The sequence below is a fragment of the Streptomyces sp. WM6386 genome (genome assembly GCF_000972385.1).
In the GTDB taxonomy this organism is placed as follows: Bacteria; Actinomycetota; Actinomycetes; order Streptomycetales; family Streptomycetaceae; genus Streptomyces.
The window spans coordinates 1-15113 of sequence record NZ_JXTE01000076.1; the positions used below are offsets into that span (position 1 = coordinate 1).

Here is a 15113-nt window from a genome sequence, read left to right on the forward strand (position 1 = left end):
GGTCGACGACCCGTGGGGCTACGGCCGCTCGCTGGAGTGGGCGACGTCCTGCCCGCCCCCGCGGCACAACTTCCTCACCCTGCCGCGGATCCGCAGCGAGTCCCCGGCGTTCGACCTGCGCCACACCACCGAGCCGCAGAGGGAGTTGACCGCTCCGTGAGCAAGTTCCTGGCCGACGTCGAGGGCCATCTGCTGCTCGCCGCCACCCGCGAGGAGGGCCGCACGGCCGCCGAGCGCTTCACCGCACCACTGGACTGGCTCACGGACACCCAACGGGCCGAGGTGGAGCGGCGGTTCGAGGCGGAGTACCTCGCACTCGCCCGCGACTCCTGGCACCACACTTCGGCGCGTGCCGGGCGGCTGCGGGAGGAGTACGAGGCGAAGTACCGCGAGCTGCGGCGCAGACTGCTGGCAGGGTGGCTGCTGGGCTGTGCCGGACTCGTCGGTGTCGTGGTGGTGTGCGTCGTGCCGCAGCTCCGGCCTTGACCTGTGGACCCGTGCCGCGCTCGTCGAGCGGTTCGCGGCCTGCGGGTGGAGGGCGAGGCTGTGCCGGACACAGCCTCGCCGGTGCGGGGTCCGGCTCCGCTAGTTCAGCGTCCACTTCTGGTTGTCGCCGGTGCCGCAGGACCACAGCACCAGCTGGCTGCCGTTGGCCGTCTGGTTGTTGTAGGCGTCCAGGCAGAGCCCGGAGTGGACGTTGGTGAGGGTGCCGTCGGTGTTGACGTTCCACTTCTGGTTGTTCTGACCGTTGCAGTCCCAGATCACGACCTTGGTGCCGTTGGCCGTGCCTTGGTTGTAGGCGTCCAGGCACTTGTTCCCGTACACCACGAGTTCCTTGCGGGAGGTGTACGTCCAGGCCTGGTTCTGGCCGCCGTTGCAGTCCCAGAGCTGGGCCTGGGTGCCGTTGGTGAGGGTGTTGTCGTTGATGTCGAGGCAGCGGCTCGACTGTGTGCCGACGACCAGATTGCCGTTGGCGCCGGGCAGCGGCCTGACCGTGATGTCGGCAAGGGTCGGGGCGCCGGTGAAGGTCAGCGTGTTCGAGGAGCCCTTGGAGAGGGCGACCTGGACGCTGATCGTTCCCTGACTGGCACCGGTCGGCGGGAAGGAGACCGCCGTGGAGCCCTGGCCGTTGACCTTGAGGGCGGCCTTGCGGGCGGTCGAGGTGTTGTTGGTGTAGGCGACGTCGACGGTCTTCAGACCGGTGCTCCCGGCGACCACGCCGGAGAAGGTCGACGTGCCGGTGTAGGTGCTGCTCGCGGCCTCGGTGCCGCCCTTGACCGTGAGCATCACGGAGCCGCCCGCCGGGACGCTGGTGGTGTAGCTCGTGCCGTACGAGCCGATGTTCTGCTGCGTCCACAGGTCACGGACGGTCGCGTTGGCGTTGGTCAGGCCGAGGTCGGACCAGCGGACGGTGATGTTCTGGGCGGCGGAGGTGCGGTTGAGCAGAACGACCGCGCGGTTGCCTGCGCCGGACAGGACCTTGCCGTACACCTGCAGTCCGCTGGTGTCCTCGGCGACCTTGACGCCCTGGAGGCCGCGCGGGTCCTGGTCGACGGCGATGACCTCGGGGTTCTTGAGGATGTTCGCGGTCTCGGTGGTCATCGTGGCGAGGTTGTTGCCGGCGAGGAGCGGGGCGCCGGAGATGGCCCACAGGTTCATGTGGGTGCGGTTCTGGGCGGCGGTGAAGCCGTCCATGCCGACCATCAGCATGTCGGGGTCGTTGTAGTAGCCGGTGTGCTGGGCCGTGGGGTGCAGGTTGCGGTCGTAGTTGGTCAGCAGGTTGGTCATGGACGGCTTGTTGCCGTAGATGATGATGTCGTCATTGGTGCGCCACATCGCGCCCTGGCCCGGGGCCCAGTTCCACGGGTTCTGCCGGCCCCAGTTGCACAGCGACAGGGTCATCGGGCGGCCGGTGCTGGTGGTGGCCTTCGTGATCGCGTCGCTGATGGCCTGGTACGTCGTCTTCGCGTCGAGTCCCTCCGCGTCACCGCCGCACCAGTCGACCTTCACGAAGTCGAAGCCCCACTGCGAGAACTGGAGCATGTCCTGCTCGTAGTGGCCCTCACTGCCGGAGCCGGGCGCGGCGGGGCGGCCGGTCGGGTAGTAGTAGCCGCAGCCGTCCTTGCCGGCGTCGGTGTAGATGCCGGCCTTGAGGCCCTTGCTGTGGATGTAGTCGGCGATGGCCTTCATGCCACCGGGCCACTCCGTCTCGTCGATGGTGATGTTGCCGGCACTGTCACGGGTGCCCTGCCACCAGCCCTCGTCGATGTTGATGTACTGGTAGCCCGCCGCCGGCAGACCCGAGGCGACGAACGCGTCGACCTGCTGCTTGATCACGCTGTAGTCGATCTTCGCGGCGAAGCTGTTCCAGGAGGCCCAGCCCATCGGGGCGGCGGGCACGGATATCTGACGGCTGGTCGCCGCCTGCGCCTGGTTCGGCTGCGCGAACAGCAGGGCGGCGGTGGCGGCCAGGGCGAGGACGAGGGCGCGTACGGCGGCGGCTCTGACGCGGCGTACGGAACACCGTGGGGGGTACATGCGGCTCCTTCGTGCGGGGAAACACTCAAGGGTGGCGATATTTCGAACAAGGATCGGCAGTTCGAACGTGTCGCGCGCCGAAAGTAGAGCCGCCGGAGGGGGAAGTCAACGGATGTGACAGGCGTGAAGTAGCCGTTCTCCTTGGGTCGTTCGCCCGTCGGAGCACGCAGCGGCGCCATACTGACCGTTGTGCACGTAGCGATCATGACGGCGGGATCCCGGGGCGACGTCGCCCCGTTCACCGGACTGGGGCACGGCCTGGTGCGGGCCGGGCACGAGGTCACCCTGGTCACGCACGGCTCCTTCGAGCCGTTGGTGGCGGGGTCGGGGCTCGGATTCCACGCCCTGCCGCTCGATCCCCGGGCGGAGCTGGAGTCCTCGCGCGGGCGGGCACTGCACGACAGCGCGACGGGCGCCGGGAAGCTGCTGCGGGTGGTGAGGATGGCGCGGGCCCTGGCCCAGGAGATGGCCGACGACGTGCTGGCGGCCGCGCGGGGATGCGACGTGCTGCTGCTGTCCGGCTCGCTCGCACCGCTGGGACACACCGTCGCCGAGGGTCTGTCGCTGCCCAGCATGGGCGTCTATCTCCAACCTCTCGCCCCCACACGCGAGTTCGGCCCTCCCATGCTCGGCGGCCGCTCCTGGGGAGCGGCCGGCAACCGGCTCGCCGGGCACGGCGTGGGCCTGGCCGTGGAGCAGGTCTTCGCCGCGACCGTCCCCGCGGTGCGCGAACGGCTGGGGATGCCCCAGGCCCGCACCACGGCGGCACTGCGGGCCCGGGAGCGGCAGGCGTGGCCCGTGCACCACGGCTTCAGCCCGCTGGTGGTGGCCAGGCCACGCGACTGGCGGGCGGGGCTGGACGTGACCGGCTATTGGTGGCCGTACGACGTGAAGAGCGAACTTCCGCCCGAGGTGCGGGACTTCCTCGACGCGGGCGAACCTCCGGTCTTCGTGGGTCTGGGCAGTGCGACGGTCCCGGACCCCGGGCGGCTCAGCGCCGACATCGTGCGCGCGCTGCGCCGGGCCGGGCTGCGCGGGGTGATCCAGCAGGGCTGGGGCGGGCTCGCGGCTGACGGCGAGGACATGCTGACCGTCGGCGAGGTCGCCCACTCGGCGCTCTTCCCCCACATGGCGGCGCTCGTCCATCACGCGGGCGCGGGCACGACCGCGGCGGGGCTGCGGGCCGGGGTGCCCGCCGTACCGGTGCCGGTCCAGTTCGACGCGGGCTTCTGGTCCGCGCGGTTGGTCGCGCTGGGCGTGGCACCGCGTGCGGTACCGCTACGGGGGCTGAACACGGACACCCTGGCCTCGGCGCTGACGCGGGTCACCCGCGATCCGGGGTACCGGGAGCGGGCGCGGGCGCTGGGGGCGCGGATTCGTGAGGAGGACGGGGTCGGGCCGGTGGTGGAGGCCGTGAGCCGGCTGGCGGGGTAGACGCCTCCGTCACCGCTTCAGCCTCCCGCCGGCTCCCACCCCACCGGCCGCAGAATCGCCAGCAGCTGGCGCACCAGCTCCTCCACCACTTCGTCCAGAGTCGCGTCCACCCACCCCGCGCTCCAGTCGTGCAGCAGTCCGTTGACGGCGCCGATGAACGCCGTCGCCGGGATCCGGTAGTCCCGCGGTGTCGCCTCCCCGCGGGCGACGGCCGCGTTCGCCTCGGTGCACAGCAGGTCGATCCAACCGGCGCGGCGGGCGAGGCGCTGTTCCTCCAGGCGGGGGCTGACGCCGATGATCTCGACGAAGGTGATGCGGATACGGCGGGGGTCGCCGGTGACATTGGCGGCATAGGCGCGGAAGATCGCGGCGACGCGGTCGGCGAGCGGGAGTTCGTCCGCGTCGGCCACCGCCGTTAGGACCGCCTCCTCGGCCCAGCCGTTGACCTGGAGATGGAGGGCCGCGAGGACATCCTCGAGGGTGCGGAACTCCTCGTAGAACTGGCGGGTCGACAGGCCCGCGGCCTCGCTGAGTGCGGCCACCGTGGTGTTGCGGTAGCCGGGGGTGTCGCCGAACAGCTGCAGAGCCGCGTCCAGGAAGCGCCCGCGCCGCAGCGCCTGTCGTTCCACGGCGGTCTTGCCGCCGTAGCGGCCGGTCGGCGCCTTGAGCCTGCCCGCCACGGTCACCTCCGCTGATCGTCCTGTGACGCGCCAATTTTTATCGTGTACGCGGTCTTGTGGACAGGGCGCCCCTTCCTTACTTTTCAGTAAGTTGATTCTGAAAGCGTCTGTGTTCAGTTTCACGAGCTTCGCCTTGGCATGTCCTACTCATGAACCCCACTCAGAGGAGAGAGCCGTCATGCCCGCTTTCAGACCCCGGCACCTTGGCGCTCTGGCCGCCGCCGTCGCCCTGACCGTCACCGCACCGGCGACCGCCGCCACCGCAGCGGAGGCCGCCGCCCTGCGCGAGGTGCTGTTCGTCGGCAACAACTGGGAAGGCACCGCCGACGTCCTCAGGTCCACGGGCGATCTGGCGAAGATCGGCCGGATCAACGTCATCCCCGACAAGGACGCGCGGATGGCGGAGATCAACGCCGATCCGATCAAGTGGATCTACTTCACGGCGATCCGCAACGGTGTCGGCGAGGGCCACGACCAGTTCGTCGACGACATGTACACCACACCGGACGGCGCGTCGGTCGTCGTCTCCCGGCCGAGCTTCGCCGACGTCGTGTCGATCAACCTGTCCACCGGGGCCATCAACTGGCGCTTCCCCGTGTCGGGTTACCGCTCGGACCACATGGCGGTCTCCCCCGACGGCACCCGGGTGGCGGTATCCGCCTCGACCTCGAACACCGTGCACGTGCTCGACATCAGCACCGGAAAGCAGCTCGGCAAGTTCACCACCGGCGACAAGCCGCACGAGAACATCTTCACCAAGGACGGCAAGTACATCTACAACATGGCGATCGGTGACGTGAACACCGACACCGACGCCCCATGGCTGGACTGGACGAAGGGCGACCGGCGCATCACGGTCGTCGACGCCACGACGTACCAGCAGGTCAAGGTCATCGACATGCGGCCGAAGCTGGACGCGATCGGTCTCACGGACTACTCCGACGCGGTCCGCCCGGCCGTGTTCTCCCCGGACGAGTCCAAGCTGTACTTCCAGGTGTCGTTCTTCAACGGCTTCTTCGAGTACGACCTCGCCACCGACAAGATCACCCGCACGAAGACCCTCCCGAAGAACCCGGCGACCAGCGACGACCGCACCACGTTCGTCAACGACTCCCGCCACCACGGCATCTCGATGAGCCCCGACGGCACCAAGCTGTGCGTCGCCGGAACCATGGACGACTACGCGACCGTCGTCAACCGCACGACCCTCCAGGAGGGCCCACTCGTCACCGCCTCCAAGCCCTACTGGGCCACGGTCAGCGGCGACGGCAAGCTCTGCGTGGTCTCCGAGAGCGGCACCGACCAGGTCACGGCCATCGACTTCGCCACCGGCCAGAAAACGGTGTCCGTCCCGGTCGGCGACCACCCCCAGCGCGTCCGCCTGGGCCATGTCGCGACGACCTGGACGAGCCCGGCCTCCTGAAGGCTCAGCCCGCCGACCGTTCCACGGCCTTGACCGCCGCGCCCGCCCCGTCCTCGGCGGCCATGAGCTGCGCGGCGGTCACGGCCGCACGGCTGTAGGACTGCTGCCGTGCCACACGGCCGAGCGCGTCGGCGAGCGCCTCGGCCGTGAGCGACCGGAACGGGATCGGGTCGGTGGCGGCTCCGAGCGCGGCCAGCCGCCCCGCCCAGAACGGCTGGTCCGCCGTCACCGGCACCGCGGGTACCCCGGCACTCGGTCCGGCCGCCGCGGTGCCCGCTCCGGCGTGGTGGACCACGGCGGCGACCCGCGGGAACAGCAGCGCGTGCGGTACGTCCCCGACGGTCAGGACGTCGTCGCCGTCGGCCGCGAGTCCGGCGCTGCCGGTCTGCAGGATCCCGCGCAGCCCGGCCCGCCGCAGGGCCCGTACGGCGATGTCGCACATCCGCTCCCCCTGCCCGGCCGCCATGCTGCCGAACCCGATGAACACCGGCCGCGCTCCGGCCGCGAGGAAGTCCTCCAGTTCCGCGGTCAGCCGCCGGGACTCGTCGACGTACGGCCACCAGGCGCCCACGACCTCCAGCCCCGGCCGCCAGTCGGCGGGGCGCGGTACGAGTGCCGTGCTGAAGCCGTGCAGGACGGGCCGGTTCGCCTGCTCCTGTCTGCGGCGCATCGCACGCGGCGTCAGCGGGGGCAGGTCGAGGCTCCGGCGCAGGTCCGCGACTGCCCCTGTGTAGAGACGGTCGGCCATGCGCAGCGCGAGACGTCCGGCCGTACGGTTGCCGAGGCGGCCCAGTGAGCGGGCCGTGGCGACCACGGGCGGGAAGTCCCCGGTCGGGGCGGCGGGCACGACGTACGCGCCGATCGCCGGGGTGCCGGTGGCCTCGGCCAGGTGCCGGCCGAGGGGAGCCGTGGTCGTCGAGAGCAGAAGCAGATCCGTCCCCCGGTCCATCGCGGCGGCGAATCCCTGACCGAGCTCGGTGACGAACTCGGCCGCGGTACGCATCAGTTCACGCCTGGTCGCCGCCCCACCGCTCTCCCAGGCCGTAGTGATGGAGCGTGCGCACCGTCACCGCGGCCCAGGACGCGACCTGCCGCACGGAGTACCTCATTCACCTGCCCTTTCGTCGGGGTCCAGACTCGACCCTGACGTAAGGAGAGGGTCAAGCGAACTTCGACGCCATCCATGCGGCCAGTTCCGACTTGGCCGCGCTGAGCAGGGACGCGGAGGGCGAGGTGGCCCCGTTGGTGACGAGCGCGTAGTGCGGGGTGCCGCTGTCGGTGTCGGTGAGCAGGAGGCGGCGGCTTCCGGTGCCGCCCGGTTCGGCGGTCGTGCCGATCGGGGTGGTCGAGGTGTACGCCGGCGGGGCGTACGCCGTGCCGAGGTCGGAGACCACGGTGGTGGAGGCGTTCGGGAAGGACGCCGGGAGGTGCAGTTCGGTCGGTGCCGAGCCACTGCCCGAGCGCCACACCAGCAGGGAGTACTGGCCGGAGCCGACCAGCGAGGACACGTTCGGCAGGCTGCTCGGGACCTGGTTCCAGGTCAGGGTCGTGGAGCCGTCGCGGGAGCGGTCCTCGTAGGTGAAGGCGAGGGTGCTGCCCGAGGTGGCGCTCGGGTAGATCCGGTCGAGGAGCCGGGCGTCCTGTCGCAGCACGGGCGTGCCGGAGTCGTCGAGGCAGACGGCGGACAGGTCCTCGTCGTTCCAGGCGTCCGCGGCGGTGAGCACCTTGTCGGGGTTGCCGTTCATCAGCTCGTGGTGGCGGCCGTAGTAGATGTCCCACTGCCACTGCGAGCCGGACAGCACCGGACCGGAAGTGGCGGGCGTGGTCCACCAGTTGGCGCCCTTCACCCGGGAGTCCAGGGCCTGGTACATCGCCTTCAGGACGGTCGGCGCCTTGCCGGCGGTGTTGCCGTTCAGGGGGTGGCCGAACTCGCTGACGACGGCCGTGGTGCCGAGCGCCGAGGCCCGGTCGCGGACCGTGGCGAAGTCGGTCACGTACTGGCCGTCCGAGGCGTTGCCCCACATGAGGACGCCGGAGATGGCCTTCTGGTCGTAGAAGTGGGTGTTGAAGACGTACCGGGAGCCGATGGCGCCCGCGTCGAGCAGGCCGCCCTCCTCCTTGCTGACGTTGCCGTTCCAGAACAGGTTCGGCTCGACGAAGGCGGGCTTGTCCGTCCAGCCGGCCGCGTCCATCCGGGCGCGGAACTTCACGTAGAAGGGCCACAGCAGGTCGCGTTCCCAGGTGCGGCTGGCCTGGCCGGAGTCGTAGGTGCCGGCGTAGGGCTCGTTGTAGGGGTCGAAGCCGAGGACGCCGGTGAACTGCTCGGCGGACAGGTTCTGCTTGATGTACGCCATGGTCTTCTGGGCCGTGGTGAGGAAGGAGTCCTGGAGGCCGTGGGCGTTGTGCCAGAAGTCGTACTGGGCGGCCTTCACCGCGCCGTTCTGGGTGATGTTCTGACCCCAGAGGAAGCAGATCCCGCAGGACTCGTCCGGATAGTTGCCGAGGTCCACCGCCCATTGCGGGGCGCCGTCGCCGGTGTACCAGCTGTCCGAGTCGAAGAGGTAGCGGGAGTAGAGGTCCTGGTGGAAGTCGGGGTAGACGCGGATGCCCGCGTCCAGGAAGGCGCCCATCTGTGCGGTGGCGGCGGCCAGGTAGGCCGTGTCCAGCTGGCCGCGCACGGGCTCGGCGTAGGCCCAGGAGAGCAGAAAGCGGACCGAGTTGCCGCCGCCGAGGGCTCTCAGCGCGGTCGCCGACTTCTTGGCGTCGGCCACGGAGGCGAAGGGCAGGCCGTGGTTCTCGTCGAGCTTGGTCTCGCCGGAGACGTTGTAACCACGGAGAACCACCTCGCGGCCTTGGCCGTCGACGAAGCGGCCGTTCGACACGGTGAGCGCCGTGCCGTCGAACCAGAGGGAATTGGGGACGGCGGCGGTGGCGGGCCCGGCACCCGCCACCGTCAGGGATCCGAAGAGGACGACCAGAACAGCCAGCAGACGCAACCGGATATTCGGCATGTCCACTACAGTCGGGCGATTTCCGGACACCGTCAACACTTCTGACTCATGAGTAAGTCTCAGCTTTTCTTTACACGTTCTTTCTCAGCCACCTCAACTGCCGACTCGACGTGTCACGTTCAACAGGTACTCCTTGCGGTTCAGCGGGTTGTGATCGGTACGCGGACGGCTCGGTACATCACCGCGCACGACCGGCGCGTAGTGGTCGAACCCGCTCTCCAACTCGCCCTCACCACGCGTGAGTCCGGGCAGCCGCTGCTCCAGCGCGTGCACGCGGGCCGCCGGCACCGCACCCTCCAGGACGCAGCTCTCCCCACGTGTCTCGGTGGTCCGCGGTACGGCCTGGAGCGCGGCCAGGACCGGCAGCAGAGCCCCCAGGGTGTCCGCCGGGGCCTCGATCCGGAAGCGGTGCATCGGCTCGTGCACCTGGCTCCCTGCCTTGCGCAGCGCCTCGGTCAGAACCAGCGGTGTCAGGCCCCGGAAGTCGGCCCCGGTGCTGGACATGCTCTTGTCGAAGCCCTGGTGGGCGTGGCTCTGGCGGGGCCAGTAGCCGCAGTGGGTCATCGTGACCGTGCAGTCGGTGACCTGCCAGCCGTTGAGGCCCTGGGCGAGGGTCTCGCGGACCGTGTCCTCGACCGCCTTGAAGAAGGCGTACGGCATGGCGCCCAGCTCCACCTCCAGGCGGAAGGCGACGCCGGTTCCGGGCGGGGTGGGGTCGACGCGCAGGCCGACGGAGGCGAGGAACGGGTTGGCGTCCTTCTTGATGAACTCGGCGGCGGCCCCCGTCCCCGCCGGCCTCTCGATGCAGAGCGGTGTGGTCTCCCGGAAGCCGACGGCGAGCCCGAACTCCTGCGCCAGAGTGGCTTGAATGACCTCCTTCTGGACCTCCCCGTACAGGGAGACGGAGGTCTCCTGGCGTACCTCGTCGTGGCGCAGCCCGATCAACGGGTCCTGTTCGGCGAGTTGGCCGAGCGCGAGGTGCAGCGCCCTGCGGTCCGTGTCCGGGCCCGGCACGACCACGGTCTCCAGGGTCGGCGGGGCGAAGAAGTGCCCGTGCGTCGTGCGGGGTTCGCCGATCGCGTCGCCGATCCGCACGTCGGCGAGACCCCAGAGCCTCGCGATCCGCCCCGCCGGGACCGCGTCCTCACGGAGGTCCGTGCCGTGGTCGAAGACGCTCACCGCGGTGACCCGGCCCTCCTCGCGGGCGTCGCCGGCCCGGGTGTCGCCGAAGGGGACCCGGTCGCGGGTGCGCAGCGTTCCGGAGAACATCCGCGCGTAGGCGACCTTCTCCCCTGCCGGGCCCCGCTCGACCTTGAAGACGGTGCCGCAGACCGGGCCGTCGGGGTCACCGGCGGCGCGGGGCAGCAACTCCTTGATCCCGGCGATGAGTTCGGGGACGCCCGCTCCGGTGACCGCGGAGCCGAAGAACACCGGGTGGACGAGGGCCTCACGGGTCCGGGCGACGAGCGCCGTGCGCACCCGGTCCTGAGAGAGCGTCCCCTCGACATAGGCCGCGAGCAGCTCGTCGTCGTGTTCCGCGAGGACGTCGAGGGGAACGCGGTCCGGGACGAACACGGCCTTACGGGTGCCGAGCCCGACGGCCCGCCCCATCGGTACGACCGCGGGCGTGAGCCGCTCGGAGAGAGCGCGCAGGACACCGTCGTACCGCGCACCGCGACGGTCGATCTTGTTGACGAAGATCAGCGTGGGGATCTTCAGCCGCTGGAGGGTGCGCATCAGGACGCGGGTCTGCGCCTGGACGCCCTCGACGGCCGAGACCACCAGCACGGCGCCGTCGAGGACGCCGAGCACCCGCTCCACCTCGGCGATGAAGTCCGGGTGACCGGGGGTGTCGATGAGATTGACGGTGACGTCGTCGACCGCGAACGAGACGACGGCGGACTTGATGGTGATGCCGCGCTGCCGCTCCAGCGCGAGGGAATCGGTCCGGGTGCTGCCGGCGTCGACGCTGCCGATCTCGTCGATGACGCCGGCGGAGTGCAGCAGCCGCTCGGTGAGGCTGGTCTTACCGGCGTCGACGTGGGCGAGGATCCCGAGGTTGAGCAAGTGCACGAAGCGTCATGTCCTTCGAAGAGGGGGGGCATTCCTTCTTGGGTGGACATGCGTGCTCCTCGCATTACTGCTCTCCTCCGTTGATCGCCTACCGGGTCCCTCGCAGTGCAGCAGATCCGCGTACCGGGCGCCAACGAATTAACGGTCAACAAAGCCACGTCCCAGCCCTCGCCCCCTCCCCTGGCCGGTCCTAGAGTGACGCCCATCACGTCAGGTGGCCGATTTCCCCCGCCAGCCCCCTGCTATCCCCTCGCACGGTTCCCTGGGAGGGCACATGACCCGCATCTCGGTGAAGGTGGACGGCACGAACTACCAGGACGAGGTCGAACCCCGTCTGCTGCTGATCCACTACCTGCGTGACCGACTGGGCCTGACCGGCACCCCCGTGGGCTGCGACACCTCCAACTGCGGGGCCTGCACGGTCGACCTGGACGGTGCGAGCGTCAAGAGCTGCTCGGTCCTGGCCGTCCAGGCGGACGGGAGCGAAGTGACCACCGTCCAGGGCCTGACGTCGAACGGTGAGTGGACGGGGCTCCAGCGGGCGTTCCACGAGCGGCACGCACTCCAGTGCGGCTACTGCACTCCGGGCATGCTCATGGCGGCGCGGGATCTGCTGCGGGACAACCCCCACCCCACCTCCGACGAGGTGCGCCACGCCCTGGAGGGCAATCTCTGCCGCTGCACCGGCTACCAGAACATCGTGCGCGCGGTGCTCGACGCCTCCGAACAGGAGGTACGGACATGAGCGGGACCGCAGAGCGCGAGGTCGGCCGCTCCCGCCCCCGCAAGGAGGACGCACGCCTGCTCACCGGGCAGACCAACTGGACCGACAACATCAGCGCGGGCGGTCTCCTCCATCTGGCGATCCTGCGCAGCCCCATGGCCCATGCCCACATCGACCGTGTCGACGTGACGCCCGCTCTCGAACGCCCGGGCGTCGTCGCGGCGTTCAGCGGCAGCGACCTCGCGGAGGGGATGGGATCGCTGCCCTGCGCATGGCCGGTGACCGAGGACATCGTGCTGCCCGACCACCCGCCCATCGCCGTCGACGAGGTGCGGTACGCCGGTGACCCGGTGGCGGTCGTCGTGGCCCGCGACCGGTACGCGGCAGCCGACGCCCTCGAAGCGATCGAGGTCGACTACACGCCCCTGCCGCCGGTACTGGACCTGGAGGCCGCGCTCACCGAGAACTCTCCCCTGGTCCACTCCGACAAGGGCACCAACCGCAGCTACCTCTGGCCGCTGAGGACCGGCGAGGACTTCGACGCCGTACGACAGCGCGCCGAGGTCACCCTCAAGCGCCGCTACGTCCACCAACGGCTCATCCCCAACGCCATGGAACCGCGCGGAGTCGTCGTCACCCCGCTCGCCGCCTCCGGCGAGTACACCCTCTACTCCTCCACCCAGATCCCGCACATCCTGCGGATCATGCTCGCCGTGGTCACCGGGGTCCCCGAGCACAAACTGCGGGTGATCGCCCCCGACGTGGGCGGCGGCTTCGGCTCCAAGCTCCAGGTGTACGGCGAGGAGGCCATCGCCCTCACGGTCGCCCGCCGCCTCGGACGCCCGGTCAAGTGGACCGAGTCCCGCTCCGAGGGCTATCTGGCGACCCACCACGGCCGCGGCATGATCCAGGACATCGAGATCGCCGCGAACCGCGACGGCAAACTGCTGGGCCTCAAGGCCGACCTGCTGGTCGACATGGGCGCCTATCTGATGCTGGTCACGCCGGGCATCCCGATCCTGGGCGCGTTCATGTATCCGGGGATCTACAAGATGGGTTCCTACGAGCTCAACGTCACCGGCGTCTTCACCACCAAGACTCCGACCGACGCCTACCGCGGCGCCGGGCGCCCGGAGGCGACGTACGCCATCGAGCGCGTCATGGACGAGCTGGCGGTCGAACTCGGCCTGGATCCGGTGGAGTTGCGGCGCCGGAACTGGATCGGGCACGAGGAGTTCCCGTACACGACGATCGCGGGTCTGACCTACGACAGCGGCAACTACGAGGCCGCGACCGAGAAGGCGCTCGCGCTGTTCGACTACGACAAACTCCGTGCCGAGCAGGCGGACCGCAATCGCCGGGGAGACTCCGTACGCCTCGGCATCGGGGTGTCGACCTACACCGAGATGTGCGGGCTCGCGCCGAGCCGGGTGCTGCGGGACCTGCGGTACGCGGCCGGCGGCTGGGAGGCGGCGAGCATCCGTGTGCTGCCCACCGGCAAGGTCGAGGTGGTCACCGGGACCAGTCCGCACGGGCAGGGCCATGTGACGTGCTGGAGCCAGATCGCCGCCGACGTCCTGGGTGTGCCGTTCGAGGACGTCCAGGTCGTGCACGGCGACACCAGGGCGGCCCCGCAGGGCATGGACACCTACGGCTCGCGCTCCCTCGTGGTGGGCGGCACCGCCATCCACCACGCGGCGCGGAAGGTGGTGGACAAGGCCCGCAAGGTGGCCGCCCATCTGCTCGAAGCCAGCGAGCAGGACCTGGAGTTCACGGACGGCGTCTTCTCGGTCAAGGGCTCCCCCGACGCCCGCAAGACCATCCAGGAACTCGCCTTCGAGACGTTCTCCTCGCACGACCTGCCCGACGGCATGGAACCCACCATCAACGCCGGACACGTCACCGACCCGGACAACTTCTCCTACCCGCACGGCACCCACCTCTGCGCGGTCGAGGTCGACACCGAGACGGGACACAGCCACATCCGGTCGTACGTCTGCGTCGACGACGTCGGCAAGGTCATCAACCCGATGATCGTCGAGGGCCAGGTGCACGGCGGCCTCGCGCAGGGCATCGCGCAGGCACTGTACGAGGAGGCGGTCTACGACGACCAGGGCAACCTCGTCTCCGGCACGATGGCCGACTACCTCGTCCCGTCCGCGCCGGACCTGCCCGACTTCGTGACGGACCGCACGGAGACGCCGTCGACCACCAACCCCCTGGGCGTCAAGGGAGTCGGCGAAGCAGGGACGATCGCGTCCACGCCCGCCGTCGTCAACGCCGTCGTGGACGCGCTGCGTCCGCTGGGCGTGACGGAGGTACGGATGCCCTGCACCCCCGAACGGGTGTGGCGAGCCATCGAGGAGGCCTCGGCATGATTCCCCCGGCATTCGACTACGCCCGTCCGGCCGACGTCGACGAGGCGGTACGCACGCTCGCCGGGGCCGGCGAGGACGCCAAGGTACTGGCCGGCGGGCAGAGCCTGCTGCCGCTGCTCAGGCTCCGCCTCGCCTTCCCCGAGCTGGTCGTGGACGTCGGCCGCATCCCCGAACTGCGCGGGGTCCGCGAGGACGGCGACACCCTCGTCATCGGCGCGATGACCACCCACCACGACGTGATCCGCGACCCGCTGGTACGCCGCCACGCGGGCCTGCTCGCCGCCGCCACGGCGACCGTCGCGGATCCCGCCGTACGCCATCGGGGCACCCTCGGCGGCTCCCTGGCACACGCCGATCCGGCCGGTGACCTGCCCGCGGTGGTACTGGCGCTCGACGCCGAACTGGTGGCGCAGGGCCCGCGCGGACGACGGACCGTCCCCGCCCGGCAGTTCTTCGTCGACTACCTCCAATCGGCCCTGGATCCCGACGAGTTGCTTGTGGAGGTGCGGGTGCCGAAGGCCGACGGCTGGGGCTTCCACTACGAGAAGTTCCATCGGGTCGCCCAGTCCTGGGCGATGGTCGGCGTGGCCGCGCTGGTGCGGCGCGACGACGGGCACATCGCCGAGGCCCGGGTCGGGCTGACCAACATGGGCACGACACCACTGCGCGCCACGGCGACCGAGGAGGCCCTCAGCGGCGCCGGGGACGCACAGGCGGTGGCGCGGGCCGCGGAGTCGGCGGCGGTCGGGACCCAGCCGTCGCAGGACACCTCGGCCTCGCCCGAGTACCGGGCACATCTGGCGCGGGTGCTCACCAAGCGGGCGGTGCTCACCGCAGCCGGGATGGGGTGAG

The 15113-nt window shown here is 70.2% G+C and carries 10 protein-coding genes and 1 pseudogene; 6 read left to right on the plus strand and 5 right to left on the minus strand.

The window, feature by feature from the left end; genetic code table 11:
* Positions 1-156 precede the first annotated feature (156 nt).
* Positions 157-486: a hypothetical protein gene (locus TN53_RS33945; RefSeq protein WP_046262625.1), complete on the plus strand. Its 330-nt coding sequence runs from the start codon at positions 157-159 to the stop codon at positions 484-486.
* Between the two features lie 99 nt (positions 487-585).
* On the opposite strand, the gene TN53_RS33950 is transcribed toward TN53_RS33945, so the two are convergent.
* Entirely contained in the window at positions 586-2538 is a 1953-nt protein-coding gene (locus tag TN53_RS33950; RefSeq protein ID WP_046262626.1) for a ricin-type beta-trefoil lectin domain protein, read from the minus strand.
* A gap of 204 nt (positions 2539-2742) precedes the next feature.
* Between TN53_RS33950 and TN53_RS33955 the strand changes: the two genes are divergently transcribed.
* Complete coding sequence (locus TN53_RS33955) at positions 2743-3972, plus strand: glycosyltransferase (RefSeq protein WP_046262647.1); 1230 nt, start codon at positions 2743-2745, stop codon at positions 3970-3972.
* 17 nt (positions 3973-3989) lie between these two features.
* Here TN53_RS33955 and TN53_RS33960 read toward each other — a convergent pair whose 3' ends face one another.
* Positions 3990-4652 (minus strand): TetR/AcrR family transcriptional regulator, encoded by a 663-nt coding sequence (locus TN53_RS33960; RefSeq protein ID WP_046262648.1) that lies wholly within the window; start codon positions 4650-4652, stop codon positions 3990-3992.
* 178 nt (positions 4653-4830) lie between these two features.
* Between TN53_RS33960 and TN53_RS33965 the strand changes: the two genes are divergently transcribed.
* Positions 4831-6075, plus strand: coding sequence for a YncE family protein (locus tag TN53_RS33965; RefSeq protein WP_046262627.1), 1245 nt, complete (start codon positions 4831-4833; stop codon positions 6073-6075).
* Between the two features lie 4 nt (positions 6076-6079).
* Here the strand turns inward: TN53_RS33965 and TN53_RS33970 are convergent.
* From TN53_RS33970 to TN53_RS33980, 3 genes and pseudogenes are all read right to left on the minus strand, one after another.
* Positions 6080-7105: pseudogene (locus TN53_RS33970) on the minus strand (nucleotide disphospho-sugar-binding domain-containing protein); the annotation flags it as partial.
* 130 nt (positions 7106-7235) lie between these two features.
* Positions 7236-9086 (minus strand): hypothetical protein, encoded by a 1851-nt coding sequence (locus TN53_RS33975; protein ID WP_046262650.1) that lies wholly within the window; start codon positions 9084-9086, stop codon positions 7236-7238.
* A 93-nt stretch (positions 9087-9179) separates the two neighbouring features.
* Complete coding sequence (locus TN53_RS33980) at positions 9180-11159, minus strand: elongation factor G (RefSeq protein ID WP_046262628.1); 1980 nt, start codon at positions 11157-11159, stop codon at positions 9180-9182.
* A 274-nt stretch (positions 11160-11433) separates the two neighbouring features.
* Here TN53_RS33980 and TN53_RS33985 point away from each other — a divergent pair, with 274 nt between their 5' ends.
* The 3 genes from TN53_RS33985 to TN53_RS33995 are packed head-to-tail and all read left to right on the plus strand — an operon-like array spanning position 11434 to position 15112.
* Positions 11434-11904, plus strand: a complete 471-nt coding sequence (locus TN53_RS33985; RefSeq protein WP_046262629.1) for a (2Fe-2S)-binding protein — start codon at positions 11434-11436, stop codon at positions 11902-11904.
* A complete protein-coding gene (locus TN53_RS33990; protein WP_046262630.1) occupies positions 11901-14261 on the plus strand; it encodes a xanthine dehydrogenase family protein molybdopterin-binding subunit in 2361 nt (786 codons plus the stop codon). Before TN53_RS33985 ends, TN53_RS33990 begins: the two co-directional genes overlap by 4 nt.
* On the plus strand, positions 14258-15112 hold the full coding sequence (locus TN53_RS33995) for an FAD binding domain-containing protein (RefSeq protein ID WP_046262631.1): 855 nt from the start codon (positions 14258-14260) through the stop codon (positions 15110-15112). Before TN53_RS33990 ends, TN53_RS33995 begins: the two co-directional genes overlap by 4 nt.
* Position 15113: the final 1 nt, after the last annotated feature.